Origin of the sequence: Paenibacillus paludis (assembly GCF_042610515.1) — a bacterium.
Taxonomy (GTDB): Bacteria; Bacillota; Bacilli; order Paenibacillales; family Paenibacillaceae; genus Paenibacillus_AQ.
This window is the reverse complement of sequence record NZ_JBGJZP010000001.1, coordinates 545421-560703: the sequence shown is the minus strand read 5'-3', so window position 1 is coordinate 560703 and position 15283 is coordinate 545421. Positions and strand designations below refer to the sequence as shown.

The 15283-nt window shown below is 41.2% G+C and carries 17 protein-coding genes and 1 pseudogene; 9 read left to right on the top strand and 9 right to left on the bottom strand.

The window, feature by feature from the left end; translation table 11 throughout:
- Positions 1 to 676: 676 nt before the first annotated feature.
- The gene (locus ACAN56_RS02470) at positions 677 to 1111 is read right to left on the bottom strand and encodes a hypothetical protein (RefSeq protein ID WP_379140174.1); all 435 of its coding nucleotides are present in this window, start codon (positions 1109 to 1111) and stop codon (positions 677 to 679) included.
- 121 nt (positions 1112 to 1232) lie between these two features.
- A complete protein-coding gene (locus ACAN56_RS02465) occupies positions 1233 to 1394 on the bottom strand; it encodes a glycine zipper domain-containing protein (protein WP_197073601.1) in 162 nt (53 codons plus the stop codon).
- A 602-nt stretch (positions 1395 to 1996) separates the two neighbouring features.
- Here ACAN56_RS02465 and ACAN56_RS02460 point away from each other — a divergent pair.
- From ACAN56_RS02460 to ACAN56_RS02435, 6 genes and pseudogenes are all read left to right on the top strand, one after another.
- Positions 1997 to 2211, top strand: a pseudogene (locus tag ACAN56_RS02460) (ran-binding protein 10); the annotation flags it as partial.
- 204 nt (positions 2212 to 2415) lie between these two features.
- Positions 2416 to 2655 (top strand): hypothetical protein, encoded by a 240-nt coding sequence (locus ACAN56_RS02455; RefSeq protein ID WP_156130900.1) that lies wholly within the window; start codon positions 2416 to 2418, stop codon positions 2653 to 2655.
- 17 nt (positions 2656 to 2672) lie between these two features.
- Positions 2673 to 2891: a hypothetical protein gene (locus ACAN56_RS02450; RefSeq protein ID WP_038593001.1), complete on the top strand. Its 219-nt coding sequence runs from the start codon at positions 2673 to 2675 to the stop codon at positions 2889 to 2891.
- A gap of 82 nt (positions 2892 to 2973) precedes the next feature.
- On the top strand, positions 2974 to 3381 hold the full coding sequence (locus ACAN56_RS02445; protein ID WP_038592998.1) for a hypothetical protein: 408 nt from the start codon (positions 2974 to 2976) through the stop codon (positions 3379 to 3381).
- Between the two features lie 193 nt (positions 3382 to 3574).
- Positions 3575 to 3709 (top strand): sporulation protein YjcZ, encoded by a 135-nt coding sequence (locus ACAN56_RS02440; RefSeq protein ID WP_197073739.1) that lies wholly within the window; start codon positions 3575 to 3577, stop codon positions 3707 to 3709.
- A 30-nt stretch (positions 3710 to 3739) separates the two neighbouring features.
- Entirely contained in the window at positions 3740 to 3841 is a 102-nt protein-coding gene (locus ACAN56_RS02435; RefSeq protein WP_231578288.1) for a YjcZ family sporulation protein, read from the top strand.
- A 645-nt stretch (positions 3842 to 4486) separates the two neighbouring features.
- Here ACAN56_RS02435 and ACAN56_RS02430 read toward each other — a convergent pair.
- Positions 4487 to 5626: a fibronectin type III domain-containing protein gene (locus tag ACAN56_RS02430; protein WP_379140169.1), complete on the bottom strand. Its 1140-nt coding sequence runs from the start codon at positions 5624 to 5626 to the stop codon at positions 4487 to 4489.
- Between the two features lie 444 nt (positions 5627 to 6070).
- Between ACAN56_RS02430 and ACAN56_RS02425 the strand changes: the two genes are divergently transcribed.
- The gene (locus ACAN56_RS02425) at positions 6071 to 6268 is read left to right on the top strand and encodes a hypothetical protein (protein ID WP_379140167.1); all 198 of its coding nucleotides are present in this window, start codon (positions 6071 to 6073) and stop codon (positions 6266 to 6268) included.
- Between the two features lie 282 nt (positions 6269 to 6550).
- On the top strand, positions 6551 to 6772 hold the full coding sequence (locus tag ACAN56_RS02420; RefSeq protein ID WP_489685688.1) for a YhjD family protein: 222 nt from the start codon (positions 6551 to 6553) through the stop codon (positions 6770 to 6772).
- A 91-nt stretch (positions 6773 to 6863) separates the two neighbouring features.
- Here ACAN56_RS02420 and ACAN56_RS02415 read toward each other — a convergent pair whose 3' ends face one another.
- Complete coding sequence (locus tag ACAN56_RS02415) at positions 6864 to 7313, bottom strand: hypothetical protein (protein WP_038592996.1); 450 nt, start codon at positions 7311 to 7313, stop codon at positions 6864 to 6866.
- Positions 7314 to 8604: 1291 nt separating this feature from the next.
- Between ACAN56_RS02415 and ACAN56_RS02410 the strand changes: the two genes are divergently transcribed.
- Positions 8605 to 9111, top strand: coding sequence for a DUF2798 domain-containing protein (locus ACAN56_RS02410; RefSeq protein ID WP_038592993.1), 507 nt, complete (start codon positions 8605 to 8607; stop codon positions 9109 to 9111).
- 300 nt (positions 9112 to 9411) lie between these two features.
- Here ACAN56_RS02410 and ACAN56_RS02405 read toward each other — a convergent pair whose 3' ends face one another.
- The 5 genes from ACAN56_RS02405 to ACAN56_RS02385 form a co-directional block, all read right to left on the bottom strand.
- Positions 9412 to 9864: a hypothetical protein gene (locus ACAN56_RS02405; RefSeq protein ID WP_379140162.1), complete on the bottom strand. Its 453-nt coding sequence runs from the start codon at positions 9862 to 9864 to the stop codon at positions 9412 to 9414.
- 98 nt (positions 9865 to 9962) lie between these two features.
- The gene (locus ACAN56_RS02400) at positions 9963 to 12503 is read right to left on the bottom strand and encodes an ABC transporter permease (protein ID WP_379140160.1); all 2541 of its coding nucleotides are present in this window, start codon (positions 12501 to 12503) and stop codon (positions 9963 to 9965) included.
- Positions 12500 to 13177, bottom strand: coding sequence for an ABC transporter ATP-binding protein (locus ACAN56_RS02395; protein WP_038592989.1), 678 nt, complete (start codon positions 13175 to 13177; stop codon positions 12500 to 12502). Before ACAN56_RS02395 ends, ACAN56_RS02400 begins: the two co-directional genes overlap by 4 nt.
- Positions 13178 to 13286: 109 nt before the next feature.
- Positions 13287 to 14204, bottom strand: coding sequence for a sensor histidine kinase (locus ACAN56_RS02390; protein ID WP_379140426.1), 918 nt, complete (start codon positions 14202 to 14204; stop codon positions 13287 to 13289).
- The gene (locus ACAN56_RS02385; protein ID WP_038592987.1) at positions 14201 to 14878 is read right to left on the bottom strand and encodes a response regulator transcription factor; all 678 of its coding nucleotides are present in this window, start codon (positions 14876 to 14878) and stop codon (positions 14201 to 14203) included. The genes ACAN56_RS02390 and ACAN56_RS02385 overlap by 4 nt, the downstream gene beginning before the upstream one ends.
- Positions 14879 to 15283: the final 405 nt, after the last annotated feature.

The following is a 15283-nucleotide window of genomic DNA, read 5'->3' as shown; positions in this document are numbered from 1 at the left end:
ATACAGCAGCCCTTGACGCGTAAGCGTTGAGGGCTTTTCTTTTTTTGTGGGAAGAAGGGCGATTTCTCTTGGAGAAGATGGGTTACCACAAAATTACCGCGAATATTTATTCTAGGATATTTTGAAGCTGTAAATCAAACCTTCCCGTGTGATCGGATTCGATTTTTTTGAGATGTGGGCATAAATATCAGAAGTTATTTGCATATTCCCGTGGCCTAAACTCTCTTGAACAAATTTCATTTCAGCCCCGGAATAGAATTGATTCTCCAAGCATGTTTTGACACGGTGGAAAACTACCAGCTTTCATTCATATGGAAAATGTTCCTCGTATTCTAAGCAGAGGTAATATGGCTATAAAGTTGACATGAGAGCAAACCACAATCTTGAAGAAGCCGGAGGTTTGGGGCAAAATAGACTTCGTTTTCAACTTTTGTCTCGACAGGAAGCTCAAATACCAAACTTTGAATACAAATATGCGATGACAATTACACATCCAATTGCGGGCGTTGCCCACTCCGACCTGCATGTGTACAGAGTTTATGGCCTGGGAGAGAGGCATATGACCGCTGGCAGGGAGAAGTCAAGGCTTTGGCTGAATCATTAGGCAGTCCCGTAGTCAATTATAGCCAGGACCGCCTAATCCCGTACCACTGGGGTGTCCAAAAATAAAAAAAGGTTACTCGTCACAAAAAGCGATTGCATTTAAATTCTCAGGACCTTTTCTAACGAAAGACGAAATTGTTGCATTTACAAATAATGTATAAACAAGTTGGTTGTTCGGTGGGGCAGAAGTAACGTAATCACAACAGGAAAAACTTAAATTTTTGTTAGTAAAGCTGTCTTCTATTTGTATAGCCCAGGAAGATAAGTAAACTCGAGGGTCATCATAATTGTATCCTCTAACCAATTTGACATAAATAAATGTTCTTCCTGTAAGCGTAGAAATAGGAGATACAACAAAAGATCCAACTAATTGTACTCGTATTATCCCAACCGGATTCACTATGTTTAGACCTACTTGTCCAAAAATAGTTGGATCAGTGGGGAGGGCTTCGTAATAAACATTACCATTTCCATTTTGCGAAGATCGTGCGTCAAGTGTACGAACCATATAACATACCTCCAATTGTTTTTTGAGATATGCTATGCAGTTACTCAAACTAATTCGTCCGCATGATGACAAACATTTTGTAGGTTAATAGGGGCTGTCATAGCGCAAGGGAGGGGTGAACTCACTTATCTTTAGGAGTCTTAGGTCTTCCCGATTGAGACAAGGCAACACCAAAAACAATTCCTAATCCGATACCTAATGCGATGTTGTGGAAAGCAAATCCAAAGGCAACAGCAAAGCAGATTCCTACTCCCAAGCCGTAAGACTTTTTATTTTTATCCATATGTCACACTCCAAATTCAATTATTTACCAATTATACGCGACTTATCTATTTTAGTTTCGAAAGGGCATAGCCCCTTTAAGGAGAGAACACGGCATGCCAAAACGACCAAAGATGAAGAAGTCCGGACTGAAGCCGGGCGATCAGGTAATCATGCACAGCTGTTACGGGGCGCGCAAAGAAAAATGCTATTGAATTCTTTTCCTTATCCTTATTAATTTAACGGATAACAAAAAAACCCAGTACAGCGGATGTTATTGACAGCACAGTTCTTACCCATTCATTTCTTACATAAGCACGATGATAAGTTGTATGAGCAAAGTGAAAGTGTCCACCAAGAAGAAGATTCAGGAGAAAGTCAAACAGTTAATCATACCGTCGGTTGTACCGGGCGACACTTATTACATGCTTGTATACCTGATGGAGTGTATGACAGGGAAGAAAGGGACACGGAAGAAGAGGCTTGGTATGAAGCGCCGGACTATTGTAATAACCCTGCCTCCCCAAAGGCTATAGAGGTAAATGCAGGCGGATATGTCCGGTGTCGGATTTGCTCACCGCCAGCCATAGAGAGAGGGTAGAGGCGGCATATATCACGCTTAGTACTTTAACAACAGGTATAGAGAAGGAATTCGACCTCTCAATAGAAGAAGTGAATGCCTCCCTAAAATGGTACGATACTAAAGATGCCGGTTCGGGTCCTGCCAAGTTCGCGATTGATAAACACACTAACAAGGTCCATTTGCTAAGCGTACTGAATATGTGATCTTCGATAAGATATTAACCTTTGAAGTAAGCGAATATTCTACCAAGAAGTAGTACAGTCACGATAAAATAGATTTAACGGAAGCACCGTACCCTGCCAGCAATGGTGGGGTATTTCTTTGAGTTCAGGAAAATTTTCCTTACCAGTGATATAGAGTGCATATACATAATGTTCTATATATAATGTGTATAGTTTATAATGAATTCAAGTACTAACCCTGCCAATGAGCAGGTTTTACTTTTATGGAGGTGAGTGTTTTGCTAAAAGTACTAAGAGTGGTTGGTATTTTATTTAGTGCAGTAACAATAATTCTGGCAATAACATTTTTCGGTAACAGGGATCAAGTGACAATGTCATGGACAATAATGGGGATGTGCGGATCATTGATTTTTAATGGAGGGGCTTCTTATTTTAAAACTAAAGATAAAATGGCTGCCTTATCTTCGATTATTGGTATTATACTTTTAATAGTCTCATTTACTCAGTTTTCGTTTTGAAATAGAGGGTGACTTAATTGAACAACACATACAAAGTCATGGAGAACAATACAGACTTCCTGACTGCTGCCCTTGCGCAATCCAAGGCCTCAGTCTGGTACCGGGAAGATCCGGACCCAACAGGCCATTTGATGGATTATGGCGGCATCGTTGGGGGGTATTCCCCAGAGACAATTAAGATTGCCGGCAGTTGGTTTATGCGTGAACGATTTGAATTTAGAGCATACATAAAATAGGTTGAAGTTATCATTGTCTGTCCAATCAAAATTCCTCTCTTTGCATACTCTATGAGTATAAATAAAGAGGAGGTGGTTTAACATGGCACAAATCATAGATGTAGGAAGTAGTACTGCGACAACAGGAAGCCAAACGGTATCCATTCCCATTCTCGCGCCGGCTCAAAATTTAATCTTAGCTGAGTTTGGACTAGCTACCGTAGCAAGTGGAAGTGTTCAACTGGATGCAACTATTGGTTTTCAAACGACATTGGGTGTTCCAAGTGTGATTTTCACTTTGTACAGAGATGGACAACCTATTTTCAATGTGGGAGCTAGTGGACTTTCGATTTCAGCAATTCAACCTATTACTATTTCATATTTGGATAGAAGCGTTCCAGAAGGGTATCATGCATATTCTTTAGGCGTGGCCAATAACAGTCTCAATATTTTACTGAATACTGCCAGTGTTACTGGACCGGTTACCTATTCTGGTATATCGATTGGATGAGTTTCAAAAGCCCGTCAACCTTAACTGGTCGGCGAGCTTTTTTCTGTTTATATAAAAATATTCAGTAAACACTGGACTCCGCAACAAGCCAGTTTTGTGTTCATTCCCCCATAATTCGATTCCTATTTACCCAAGCACAGATAAAAATCCCACATATTATAAGTTGTATCCAATTGCAGAGGAGGAATAACGAATGAGTGGAGTTGTTGGAGGATATGGCTGTGAACATGAAAAAGAAGTTAAATGTATAAGTCCTTTTACGTCGACAGGTGCAATCTTGGTACTCTTTATCTTGTTGGTCATCATTACAAAAGCCTGTATATTCTAAATTTTATTCAATTACAAAGGGGAGACTGTAATGGGTGAATTTGCTGGGGGATATGGTGGCTTTACTTCTACCACTGCAATTCTGGTTCTGTTTATCTTGTTGGTTATTATTCTTAGTACGTGCTTTATCTAAATGCATCTCTTTCGGAAAATTGAAAGCCCGTCAACCTTATCGGTCGGCGGACTTTTTTTGTTTATACGATAAATTCTGTAAATACCGGACTCCGCAGGATGCCGGATTTGGTCCAGTTCCTCATTCTTACCTTGGCCCGCAGCCGGGGCTTAAGGTGTACAAACGCCTTATCCTGCCTGTTACATATTGAAGTTTTATATTTCAGTCGATGAAGCTTATCTTGCTAAAAATGACAATTGAAACATTACCAGGTTTCTTTAAAACTAGGCATGCTTTTATTTAGATGAAGTAGAGAAGGCTTCATTTTCCTATTGTATTTGTTGGAATCGCTTACCACACATTAAAGCCTGCCGAACTATTATATTCGGCAGGCTTCTATTGCTTAAGTGATAAACTCCGCGAACACTGGACTCCGCAGCATGCCGGATTTGGTTCAGTTCCTCATAGCCGGGGCTCCGGATTTTCCCGGCCTCCTGGGAGAAAGTCAGCCGGTGTCCGTCTATCTTTGGTTCAAAATATAATCATTGTGGCTGAATGGACCAGCAGTAGTTTGTAATAACATTGGGGAAATAAACATAAAAAACCTCCTCTATCCAATTATAGCGCTTGGCTAAAAGGGAAAGAGGATCTAAGTCCTGGGAAAGATTATTCGGAAGTTGTATATTCACTTACTTCATAGGTTAGTATTTTATCAAATACGACATAATCTTTACGCTTTTTGAAGGGGCCTTTGTTGTTGCTATGTTTATCAATTGCATACATCCCAGGGCCTCTTCCTGCATCACGGGAATCGTACCAGTTCAAGAATGCATCTACTTCTGCAATTGGTAGGTCGTATTCTTTTTCTGTTCCATTCACCAGAGTGATGGTAAGGATAGCCCGATCTCCTGTAGGCTGCTCTGGAGTTGCTGTAGGCTTAGGAGTTGTTGTTGGCTTTGGAGTCGCGGTTGGAACTGGTGTACTCGTAGCTGTTGGTTCAGGTGTCACAGTTGGTGTAGCACTAGGAGTAGTAGTCGGTGTTGGGTCCGGTGTAACTGTCGGTGATGGAGTTGCCGTTGGAGAAGCCGTCGGTGTGGGACTAGGTGTGGGACTAGGTGTAGGTGTAGGCGAAGCTGTTGGTGTTGGTGTTGGCGTCTGTGGTACAGGGATAATATAACTTATTTCTGCGCCCGGATAACCTTGCCCATTAGTGTCATAGGGTACTACTTTAAAGGTATACTCCCGTCCACTGGTTAGCCCTGTGAATTTGTAATTGTTGTATTTACTGGAACCCACAATATTACCATTTAAATATACATCATAGCGACCAAATAAAACCGAATCGATGTTTTGCCAACGTAATGTAGTCTCAGTTGCTTCATTGTTTGTGGATGCTATCAAATCCTTTATTACGAATTTATCGGTTTCGTTATTGACGTAGTTACCATTAAGCTTAAAATGGACGGCATATCCAACATTATTAAACGTATCGTCATAAGTATTAAGCTTAACCTTAGAAACATTCTTTAAATTTACAGTGAAAGTTCCCTCTTTATCCTTGGAAACTGCATTACTATAAACTTCTTGACCATTTTGATTATAAATAAAAAATCTCATGTCTGCTCGTTCGGCTTTAAAAGTGATTTTAGTTACATCCATGCTAGGAAAACTTTTAGTAACCCCAGCAATTCCGTTTACATTTTGGTACTGGAAAACAATAAATTCTGATTCTGTTGATGCTGCTTGAGTCGAAGTCATTGGGAAAATAGTCAATAGGACCATGATTGCAATAATTAATTTCTTCATAAAACACCTCGCAAGTATATTTTAACCTCCAGGCTCCAGTTTAGTAACAATTGGAATAATCCCTCCTGTGAAATTAGGTTTTACAGTCCATAATGGAGCTGCAGGAATCAAAGGGATGCTGATTCCTTAAATTAACTCGACACTTTTATGTATCTTATCTATGTTTCTTTAGTTTTCACTCCTCTCTATTAGTAGTCCTACACCCAAGATCTCTGTCTGATCTAGTTCTATGAGACATTTTGACCTCTCGTGAACGTAGCTAAATAAGACTATGACAATAATTGGATTCTGTCTAAACAATATTTCTTATATTTGGGATATAAAGATTATGTTCATCAATTATACATAAACATTCCAATTGTGGAATATACTCACGATGTTTAAAGAGCATATGTTTGGTTATAATACAAACAAATGTTCCTATTTATATAGAGGCGATCAATCATGAAAATGAGCATCGGTCAAACCATCGAAATTATATACCTGGATAAAGCCGGGAAGATTCCACAGAGGAAGATAGAGGTTAAGGGAGTCCGTGATGGACGTGTAAGAGCTACTTGCTTGACCACTGGCGCGCCGAGCGTGTTTTTGGCAGCGAGCATCCTCGCCTGGCAGACAGTGGCGGAAAAACGCTATGCTTGATATACCCCGCGCAAGCTGCTGCGGATCATATTTCAGTTCCGGTATCATTTCAGACGGTTGCCCAACATTAATGAACTGCGACGATTGAGCGGGCGGCGGCCTGCTGAGATAATCAAGGGATTCAAAGCGCTGGTAGCGGAGCAATGTATATTATGGGAGTCGTCTGCACCCATTGAGAAGGCTGTAATAATTGAGGCCTGGGAACGTACGTACCGTACGAAACATCGCCACAGGGAGGCACACAGAGCACTGGGCGTGGACCTAACATAGATTACTGGATGAATCACTGAGGGGGCAGGCGAGATGATCCGGGATCTTATTTTGATGCGACATATAGATACAATGGTGGGTAAGAGCTTGAAGGAGAACGAGCATTCTGGCAACGTCCTTAAACGAGCCTATCTAATTGCCGGGCAAGCTATACAGCGCCGGAACATGCAGGCTACCTTTCAACTGCAAAAAGAGCTGAAGCAGCGGAATATTAAATTTTTCGCGGATGAGTAAGATGGCTCGGAGAAGTGTTAAAGGATCATCTTAAATAATGTGATAAAAAAATAATCCCCGAAATTTCCGGGGACACTACTTTGAACGATCATTATCCATTACCTGCTACTGCAATTCCACTGAAACTTCTTGCTCCTAGAGTTGCAGTCCTAATGGCAGATGCTAAAATGGTATATTGAATTTGGCCTGTGAGCACATCACTAGCCGGCGGAAAGTCAACAGCGGTTATTCCTACCATTTCGTATTGTGTCACTGTATTATTGATGTTTCCCGGGTACGTTGTACTAAAGATTAATGTATTATTGCGGTAGACGCTAAAAGTAACATCATTCTGAACTATAACGCTAACATCAACACTAAGCCTTACATAAGCATTTAAAGTGACCCTTACCAAGCTTGCATTTGCAGGTGTAACATTTGAGGTTTGAAGTCCAATGTCACCGAAAATCGCACCCGAACGGACCAAATTAATACCTGGTGTATCCACTACACTATCCTGTGAGATGCGCATATCCAAAAACTGAATACTCATCTTATTCACCTAACCTCTCTTAGTAGATGCCATATTTTATGAGAGGAAGGATTAAATGCTTGTGCATATTTAAAAAGAGTTTGTCGGTCTGCATAATCAAAGCCCCGTCAGTATACTGGCGGGGTTATAGAATCTATAGTTCACTCTCCTCATAATGGGAAGTGACATCATAATATATGCCCACAAAACGCCCACATATAATAGAAAGAATAAAATGCATTAAATAAAACCTTTATTAGCAAGGTATTAAGTAGTGTTCAGAACATTATAAGTAACCTAAGTCATTAACCGTACCCAGGTTCACGAGTTGGAAAGAGACTGCTTAATCTGAGTAGGCAACGGCATTAAAGCTCTCGATACCTATCCGAGTCACATCTGCTGTGCAAAAAAGAAATAGGGTATAAACTAATTCATTTGACGGTGGAAAGGGAACATCAAAATCTGCTGCGGTAATATTAATGACCTGTACAGCATTTGGGTTTGCTTCAGAGACACTTACGGAGTATAAGGCGTAAGAGACCGGCGAAACTTCTGCACTTCTTACAATGGAGAAGGCAATGACTGAGTCAAATGTGGAGTATCTGAAAATGCGAGCTCGGCAATTCCTGAAAATTGTACTCGTATAGTTCCACTTGCAGCAGTTACTTCGAGGCCAACCTGCCCGATGACTACAGGGGTATTGGCTGGTAAAGGGATAGAGATCGTATTATCAAAGCTTGCATTTTGTGAGATTCAGGCATCAAGGTTCGTCCACAGGACGGTATTTATTTGAGTTTAATAGAGGGCTGTCATAGCCCTAGGGAGGGATATTAAGGCATTGCATTAAGAATCATGCTCAGCAACCGTCGGTCCATTTGAGGCCGGAGTATATGAGGTATATGACTAAACGGAAAGTATTAGGAGTGCTGCTCTGTATCGCCTTCAAGGAGTAGTGGGAAATCCGCAGGATAGACAAGTTCAAAAATGCTGAAGCATTTCTGAATACTGATGAAGGTCGTATCAACCCCAATTAAACCAGCCAAATTTATACCCGACAATAAAAAATAAAATGATCCATCCCCACAATATCCACTGACGAAATGTACGAGGGATAATTAAATAACCATATTGCGAATGCTTATTATTGAACTAACCAGCAGGGGGATTTAATACATTTTAAGTAGAACGTCTTACATTCATTTGAGGAAAATGTTATGATTATTAGATCAGTGTGTAGAGATATCGGTTTTTTTATTGACCGAAAATATATGTCTCATGATACGTCTGCCATCTGAAATATTATTCACGGAGATGACAAACCATGCATGGAGACACAAGACTGCCTAGAGACGCAAAAGAAGGTATACTATTTTTATTGATTATTTCAATTATTTCAGTAAATACTATTGCTCCTATTATTGTGGGATTGGAACTTGGTTTCAGTAAGGAAGTGTATATAGATACACTAAAGATTATTCCGTTCATGTGGATAATCGTAGTTTTATTGGTAAGATTAGTTGCAGGACCAGTGGTTGGGAAAGTAATGCCAAAATTCATGGGACAAACCGATGGATTTAATGCTAGGGTTCTATTGAATACTTTATTGAATGTCACAGTGTTATCTATTGTATTATCGATTATCGGCACATGGGTTGGGACGAAACAAATAAGCCTAGAACCGTTTAAAAACTTCCTTCACATCTGGCCAAGAAACTTTGGGATAGCATTTTGGATTGAACTGTTGGTTGCGCAGCCGATAGCAAGATTTGCAATGAAAACATTACATGCAAGTCAAGAGCGTAAAACAGAAAGTGTAATGCGTAATTAGCTGGAATGGTGTAGACGAATAAAGAAAATTAGAGAACGTCCATAGCGGACGTTCTTTTTTTGCACAATTGAACCATGCTGCGCAGAAGCTACTCATGTCAGACGATTATTCTAAAGGAGAAATATGCTGCCATTGTACCGGGGGATTGTGATGAGCTTTATGAGAGTAGACAAGGAGCTCCGCGGTATAAAGCTGCGGGTCTCAGAGGATGATTGGGATTGGATCAAGATAGATAAGATTATAGATGTGACTAAATAAAATATCCCCGTAGTCTCCGGGGATACACACTAAAAGATCATTTTACCCATTACCTGCTACTGCGCTCCCACTGAAGCATCTTGCGCCTAAAGTGATGCCATAATTAGTGACTACATAAATGGTATATCTGATTTGACCTGAAAGTACATCTGCAGCAGGAGGGTAGTCAACGGCGGTCAGTCCGCTCATTTCATAGATAGTCTCAATTTGCGTAGCTGGCTTTTGGTAGACGGTAGAAAAGATCGGAGTACCGTTTCGCAGTATGGTAAAGGTAGCATTAGGGACGACAGTTGAACTTGAAGAAGCGGATAACGTTAGCCGGGCATACGCATTTAGTGTCACCCGGACCAAGCTAACATTTTCAGGGGAAACACTTGTTGTCTGTAATCCGATATCTCCAAAAGTGTAGGGAAAAGAAGATGAACTTAGCCCTAACGCTGGTGTATCAGACGTGCTATCTTGGGCAATACGCATATCTAAAAATTGAATACTCATATATTTCACCTATCCTCTCATTTGGCTAATACAGTTTATGAGAGTGAATGATAGATTGTTTGTATTAAGATAAAAAAATAATAAGAGAAATTAGCTAGTTATTCAGCTGTCCGAAGCCGTTCCACAATACTTTTCCTGCCGCTCAGAGAATAGCTGGTGAGTGGAATACAGATTCCAAGTAATAATAGAATAGGCAGTACAGCGAGCAAGGGCCAGATAATGAATTTATAACTCATAAACCACATTAAATGAGTGAAGGGTTTTGCAATCAAGAGTGAGGATAGACTTCCTAATAAGATTGTGCATACACTGGTACCAAGCACATAGTATAGTCCTTCATAGATAAGCATTGTTTTCAATTGTTTATTGGTCATACCAATGCTTTGCAGGATGGCAAATTCCTGGCGTCGGGTCAAAATACTAGTTAATATCGCATTAGCAAAATTCAGCACACCAATTAAACCAATAATTAAGCTAAGTGTTCCGCCAATCACTACTACTGTATTTTGCATACCTGTGAATTCATTCATTACAATAGATTTGGATCTGTAATGCATCGTCAGTTCAGTAGTTTCAGTGTACTTCTTCAAAAAGCTTTCCATCGTGTCCTCGTGACCGCTGGATACATTAAAGGCGTAACTCATCACAGCAGGCTGATGCACAAGTGATTTATAGATATCCGCAGGCAGGTAGAAGCTAGCGTAGGATGCGGCACTTGTACCAGAATTCGTGCTTTTCATGCTTACATGACCAAGTACGGTGAATTCATGACTGGTATATTCTTGAGCCTGGGGATTATTGACTGAACCCATATAGTTATGAAGGGTTACCTTATCACCCACTTGATATTCAGTGTATTCCATCTCAGGCTTGTTATTATCATCCGCCGGCACTCCTTCCAGAATGTACTTTCCTGAAGCGAGCTTGTTAAAATCCAGCTCGCCATCAACCAACTGCAGCCGGTGAAGAGGTAATTCTTCCAATCCATAAGCCACTGTAGGTAAGTTGCCGCGAGCATCTGCTTCATACCCCTCACTATTGTCCTTATGCTCGATAGTGAGTACATCACTGCCACTATACAAGCGGCCGCCTTCTTCAAAACCTGGTTGTGCCTGTACGGCTTGAATATAACTTTCCGTGGTCGCGTTATCAGAACCGGTGAAGTGTTCTTGAAAATATTCAGCATGACCAATAAGAAAGTCAGTATCATTAAATTTTGACAAGTATTTGTCCATGTCCATACTCTGAGATAACGTGAATGTAGTATTCAGGAGGATCAGACTTAAAGAAAGGCTGATCACCACCAGAGCTGTCCGCTTCTTATTGCGCCCCAGGTTGGCACGAGCCATGAGAGGCATTTTAGCGCCATTGGTTGACTTCCTCAGGTGGGCGCCACTCGTTCTCTTAGCACTTCCATCTGTGTATCTTACAGCCTCGACAGGAGAAACATTCGCGGCAATTCTGCCTGGTTTTAACGTACTAATGATGACGGTAATAACTGCGAACAGAGCGGAACCGATAAAAATCCATGGGCTCGGGGATACAGATATCTCAGCATTTGCGTGCATTGATCTTTCCGTAAGTAAAGGTACAAGTGATTTCCCGACAACAAAACCTATGAGTAAGCCGATAGGGACCCCGAGCAAGGAGAGGAATAATGCCTGCCTGCGAATGATCCGGCGGATTTGCCTACTGCTTGTTCCGATAGTCTTTAGAAGTCCGTAGAAGCGGATATCGCGCATGACTGATATCTGGAATATGTTATAAATAATCAAGTAGCCGGTCAACATTATCAACAGGAGAGCGGCAGTTAGTGCAAGGATGGTTCCCGTGTCCATGGCGAAATTAGTGGAGAGATATGACCAGTTAACATTACCGTCGAGATAGTTCGATGCATTTTTATCAAGGGAAAAACCGCTTTCCGTTATCACTTTGTCAAGTTTTCCCCGGAGATCAAAGCTGTTATCGAATTTTAACAGAGCATTGATAACTCCGGTTTGATCAAAGTCCTGCTTATATGTACTGCGCAATTCTTCGGAATTGGCATCTACATAAGCTCTGGAAGCAAAGATTTGCCCCACGTTAAACACGGGGTCACTTTTCCACCAGCCTGAGAGCACAAAGTCACGCTGAACCTCTTTGCCATGTATCTCAAGCTTCAGGATTAATGGTGTCCCCACTTTCAGGGGAACGTCTAGTAACTCCGCAGTCTTGGAGTCCATGATGACTTCTTTTTCTGCTACCGGATTATGCCCGCCTTCAAGCTCAATAAATCCGAATTTCAGACCAATATCGTCATAATACCAAAACTCCGCATGACGCTTTAACAACTCCCCGCTTGTTACTTTTTTGCTTAGTAAGCGGTCATAAGCCAGCTCCTTAATAAGAGGGTGGTCCTTGATCTGATTAAATTCCTCCTCGTTTAGATATTTGAGTGAGGCATGACCATCTCCGCCTGCCTGCCGCATCATTGCCCGCTGCAGGCTTTCCGCCGTGCCGAGTCCCATAGTGAACAGGGTGGTAAATAACAACGAGGTTAAGGCGATAGCGATAATCGCTATGATGTTACGGGTTTTATTCGCCTTCAAAATATTAGTCGATAGATTACGGATTGCTTTATTACTATTGACTTTGATCATCTGTTGCCACCGCTAACCATTTTACCGTCCTCAATGCGGATAATACGGTCGGCCATTTGGGCAATTTCCTCGTTGTGTGTTATCATTACGATCGTTTGGCCGAACTGTTGGCTGGAAACCTTTATAAGTCCCATAACATCAAGGCTAGTTTTGCTGTCCAGGTTGCCGGTTGGTTCGTCGGCCAAAATAATAGCCGGTTTCGACGCCAGCGCTCTGGCAATGGCTACCCGTTGCTGCTGTCCCCCGGAGAGATTACTCGGCAGATTGTATAATTTGTTTTCAAGCCCCAATATATTCACAATTTTAGACAAATAGGCTTGGTCAGGCTGTTTTCCGTCCAGTTCAATAGGCAGCACAATATTCTCGGATACGTTCAGGACCGGCACCAAATTATAATTCTGGAATACAAAGCCCATCTTCCGTCTGCGGAAAATGGTCAATTCCTCATCTTTCAACAAGGTAATATTTTTGCCATCGACCGTGACTTCTCCGCTGGTTGGCCGGTCCAGTCCTCCAAGCATATGCAGCAGGGTAGACTTGCCGCTTCCGGATGTACCTATAATCGCGACAAACTCCCCGTTTTCCACCTTTAGGTTCACCCCGTCTAATGCATGAACCGCAGTATCTCCGCTACCATAAATTTTTTTTAGATCCTTGGTTTCTAATACTTGCAAGTTGTTCTCCTCCCACACCAAAAAATGTATGTACTTAGTTCTCTACAGTACATACAATAGCTTACTAATCTTTCTACATTCTTTCTGAAATCTAACAGTGTTGAAAGAATTATTGATCCATAGGAAGAAAAATGGAGAAAGTAGATCCTCTTTCCGGATGCGAAGATACCTTGATATAACCTCCTTCAGCCGCGATGATTTCCCTTGCCAAAAAGAGGCCAATGCCCACACCTTCTTGCGTGTTAACAGCAGGAGAGCGATAAAAACGCGTGAATATTTTACCCTGCTCCTCTTCCGCAATGCCTATACCATTATCGGTAATATTAATTCGGCAAAATAATTCAAAAACATCTACACTAATGGCAATGCTTCCGTTGGTTTTTGTATACTTCACAGCATTATCCAAGATATTGTAGACAGCTTCGACCGTCCATTTTAGATCGAACCAAGCCAGCGCTGCTGTACATTTTCTAACAACCGTGATTTCTTTACCGTTCGCCTTTGGCATAATTTGCTCCAACGCAGCATCCATCAGCTCTTGGACGGAGCCTTGCTTTGGGATTAGCTTGATAATCCCCGTTTCCAGGCGTGATGTCTTCATCAAGGCGTGGATCAGGAAATGAAGCTTCTCAGCTTGTGTTGACAGGGCCTTTACACAAGTAGAACCATCTTGAGGTAATTCGTATTCACTGAGAATTTGAGAATATAGTAAGATATTCGAGATAGGTGTTTTCGTTTGATGCGCAATATCGGATATGAGTTCGCTTATTTTATTCTTTTCCGCAAGTAAATTTTTAGAAGATACAGAACAAAGCGCTAGAAAATGGGCGAGCTTTGCTTCTAACGCAGATATAACGGATTCGTCAAAAACCTTCTCTGAAAAATTGCCGTCAATCGCAGTATCAATCATATTCTCAAATGTTTTTATTGTTTTGTCGATGTTTTTGCGGTATAGCATAATCGCAGCAGCTGCTGATATAAGTGCAGTAACGGCAATTCCAATACATATATAGTTCAAGATTGTCATTTTATAGCCCATGTATAACCGATCCCATAGACGGTTTTGATATAACAAGGAGCGGAGGGGTTCTCTTCGAGTTTATCACGCAGCCTTTTTATCGTCACAGACAGGGCATTTTCACCTACATATTCAGCTCCATCTGTCCAGATGCTGTCCACCAGACGATCGCGGGAAACGGTAATCCCCCGATTGTCAATCAAGATACGAAGTAGCCTTTGCTCGGTTTTGCTAAGCTCGACCGGATTACCATTGTTCAAAAATTTCATCTTATCAAATGAAAAGTAGAAATCGTCAACTTGAATGGTGTCGGGGTGCGGGTGTCTGGCTTTTTTTAGTTGAACTCCTACTCTGGCCCTTAATACCATAAGACTAAAAGGCTTAGTGATATAATCATCGGCACCCAGCTCAAAGCCAGTGACAATATCCGTTTCCAGATCATGAACAGTTAGAACGATGACTGGCATCGTTGTTGATTTGCGTATGTAAGTTAAAAGATCCAGCCCGCTTCCATCCGGCAAATTAACATCTAGAATTACTAAATCAAAGGCAGTAGTTTTTAATTGTTCTTTTGCAGAGGTAATGTCATGCTTTTGCATGATGGTTATATGTGGCCCTTTGAGTGCAATGACAATACCATCGCTCAAGGCGATATCATCCTCAACTATTAATATGTTATTCATTATTTTTACTCCGATCCTGTCAGTTTACTTAGCGCGATAACTAAAAAAATGTTTAGCCGGGTGTTATTAATCTACGCATTAACATCTCCCAAGAAAAGTATAAAGCAGATCTGGTAGGAGATGATGAAATGGCAGAAACATAGGGTGGGATTGATGGCCTTAATTGGTGTCTGGTAACTAATGTTTTTGATAATAATATAACACTTGGAGAATTGTTTGTAGAAACAGCACCACTGGGTGTGCAAAACTATCAATTGATCATTGAGAAAATAGTTCACCATCCTTTGACGAACAATACCCCGTCAGTGATTATAATGACGGGGTATTGATGTCTATGGTTTAAGTTTTTCCCAGACAAGTGCCGCAAGTAAATATGGATTTTATGGAGCAAATGAAACATTTTGC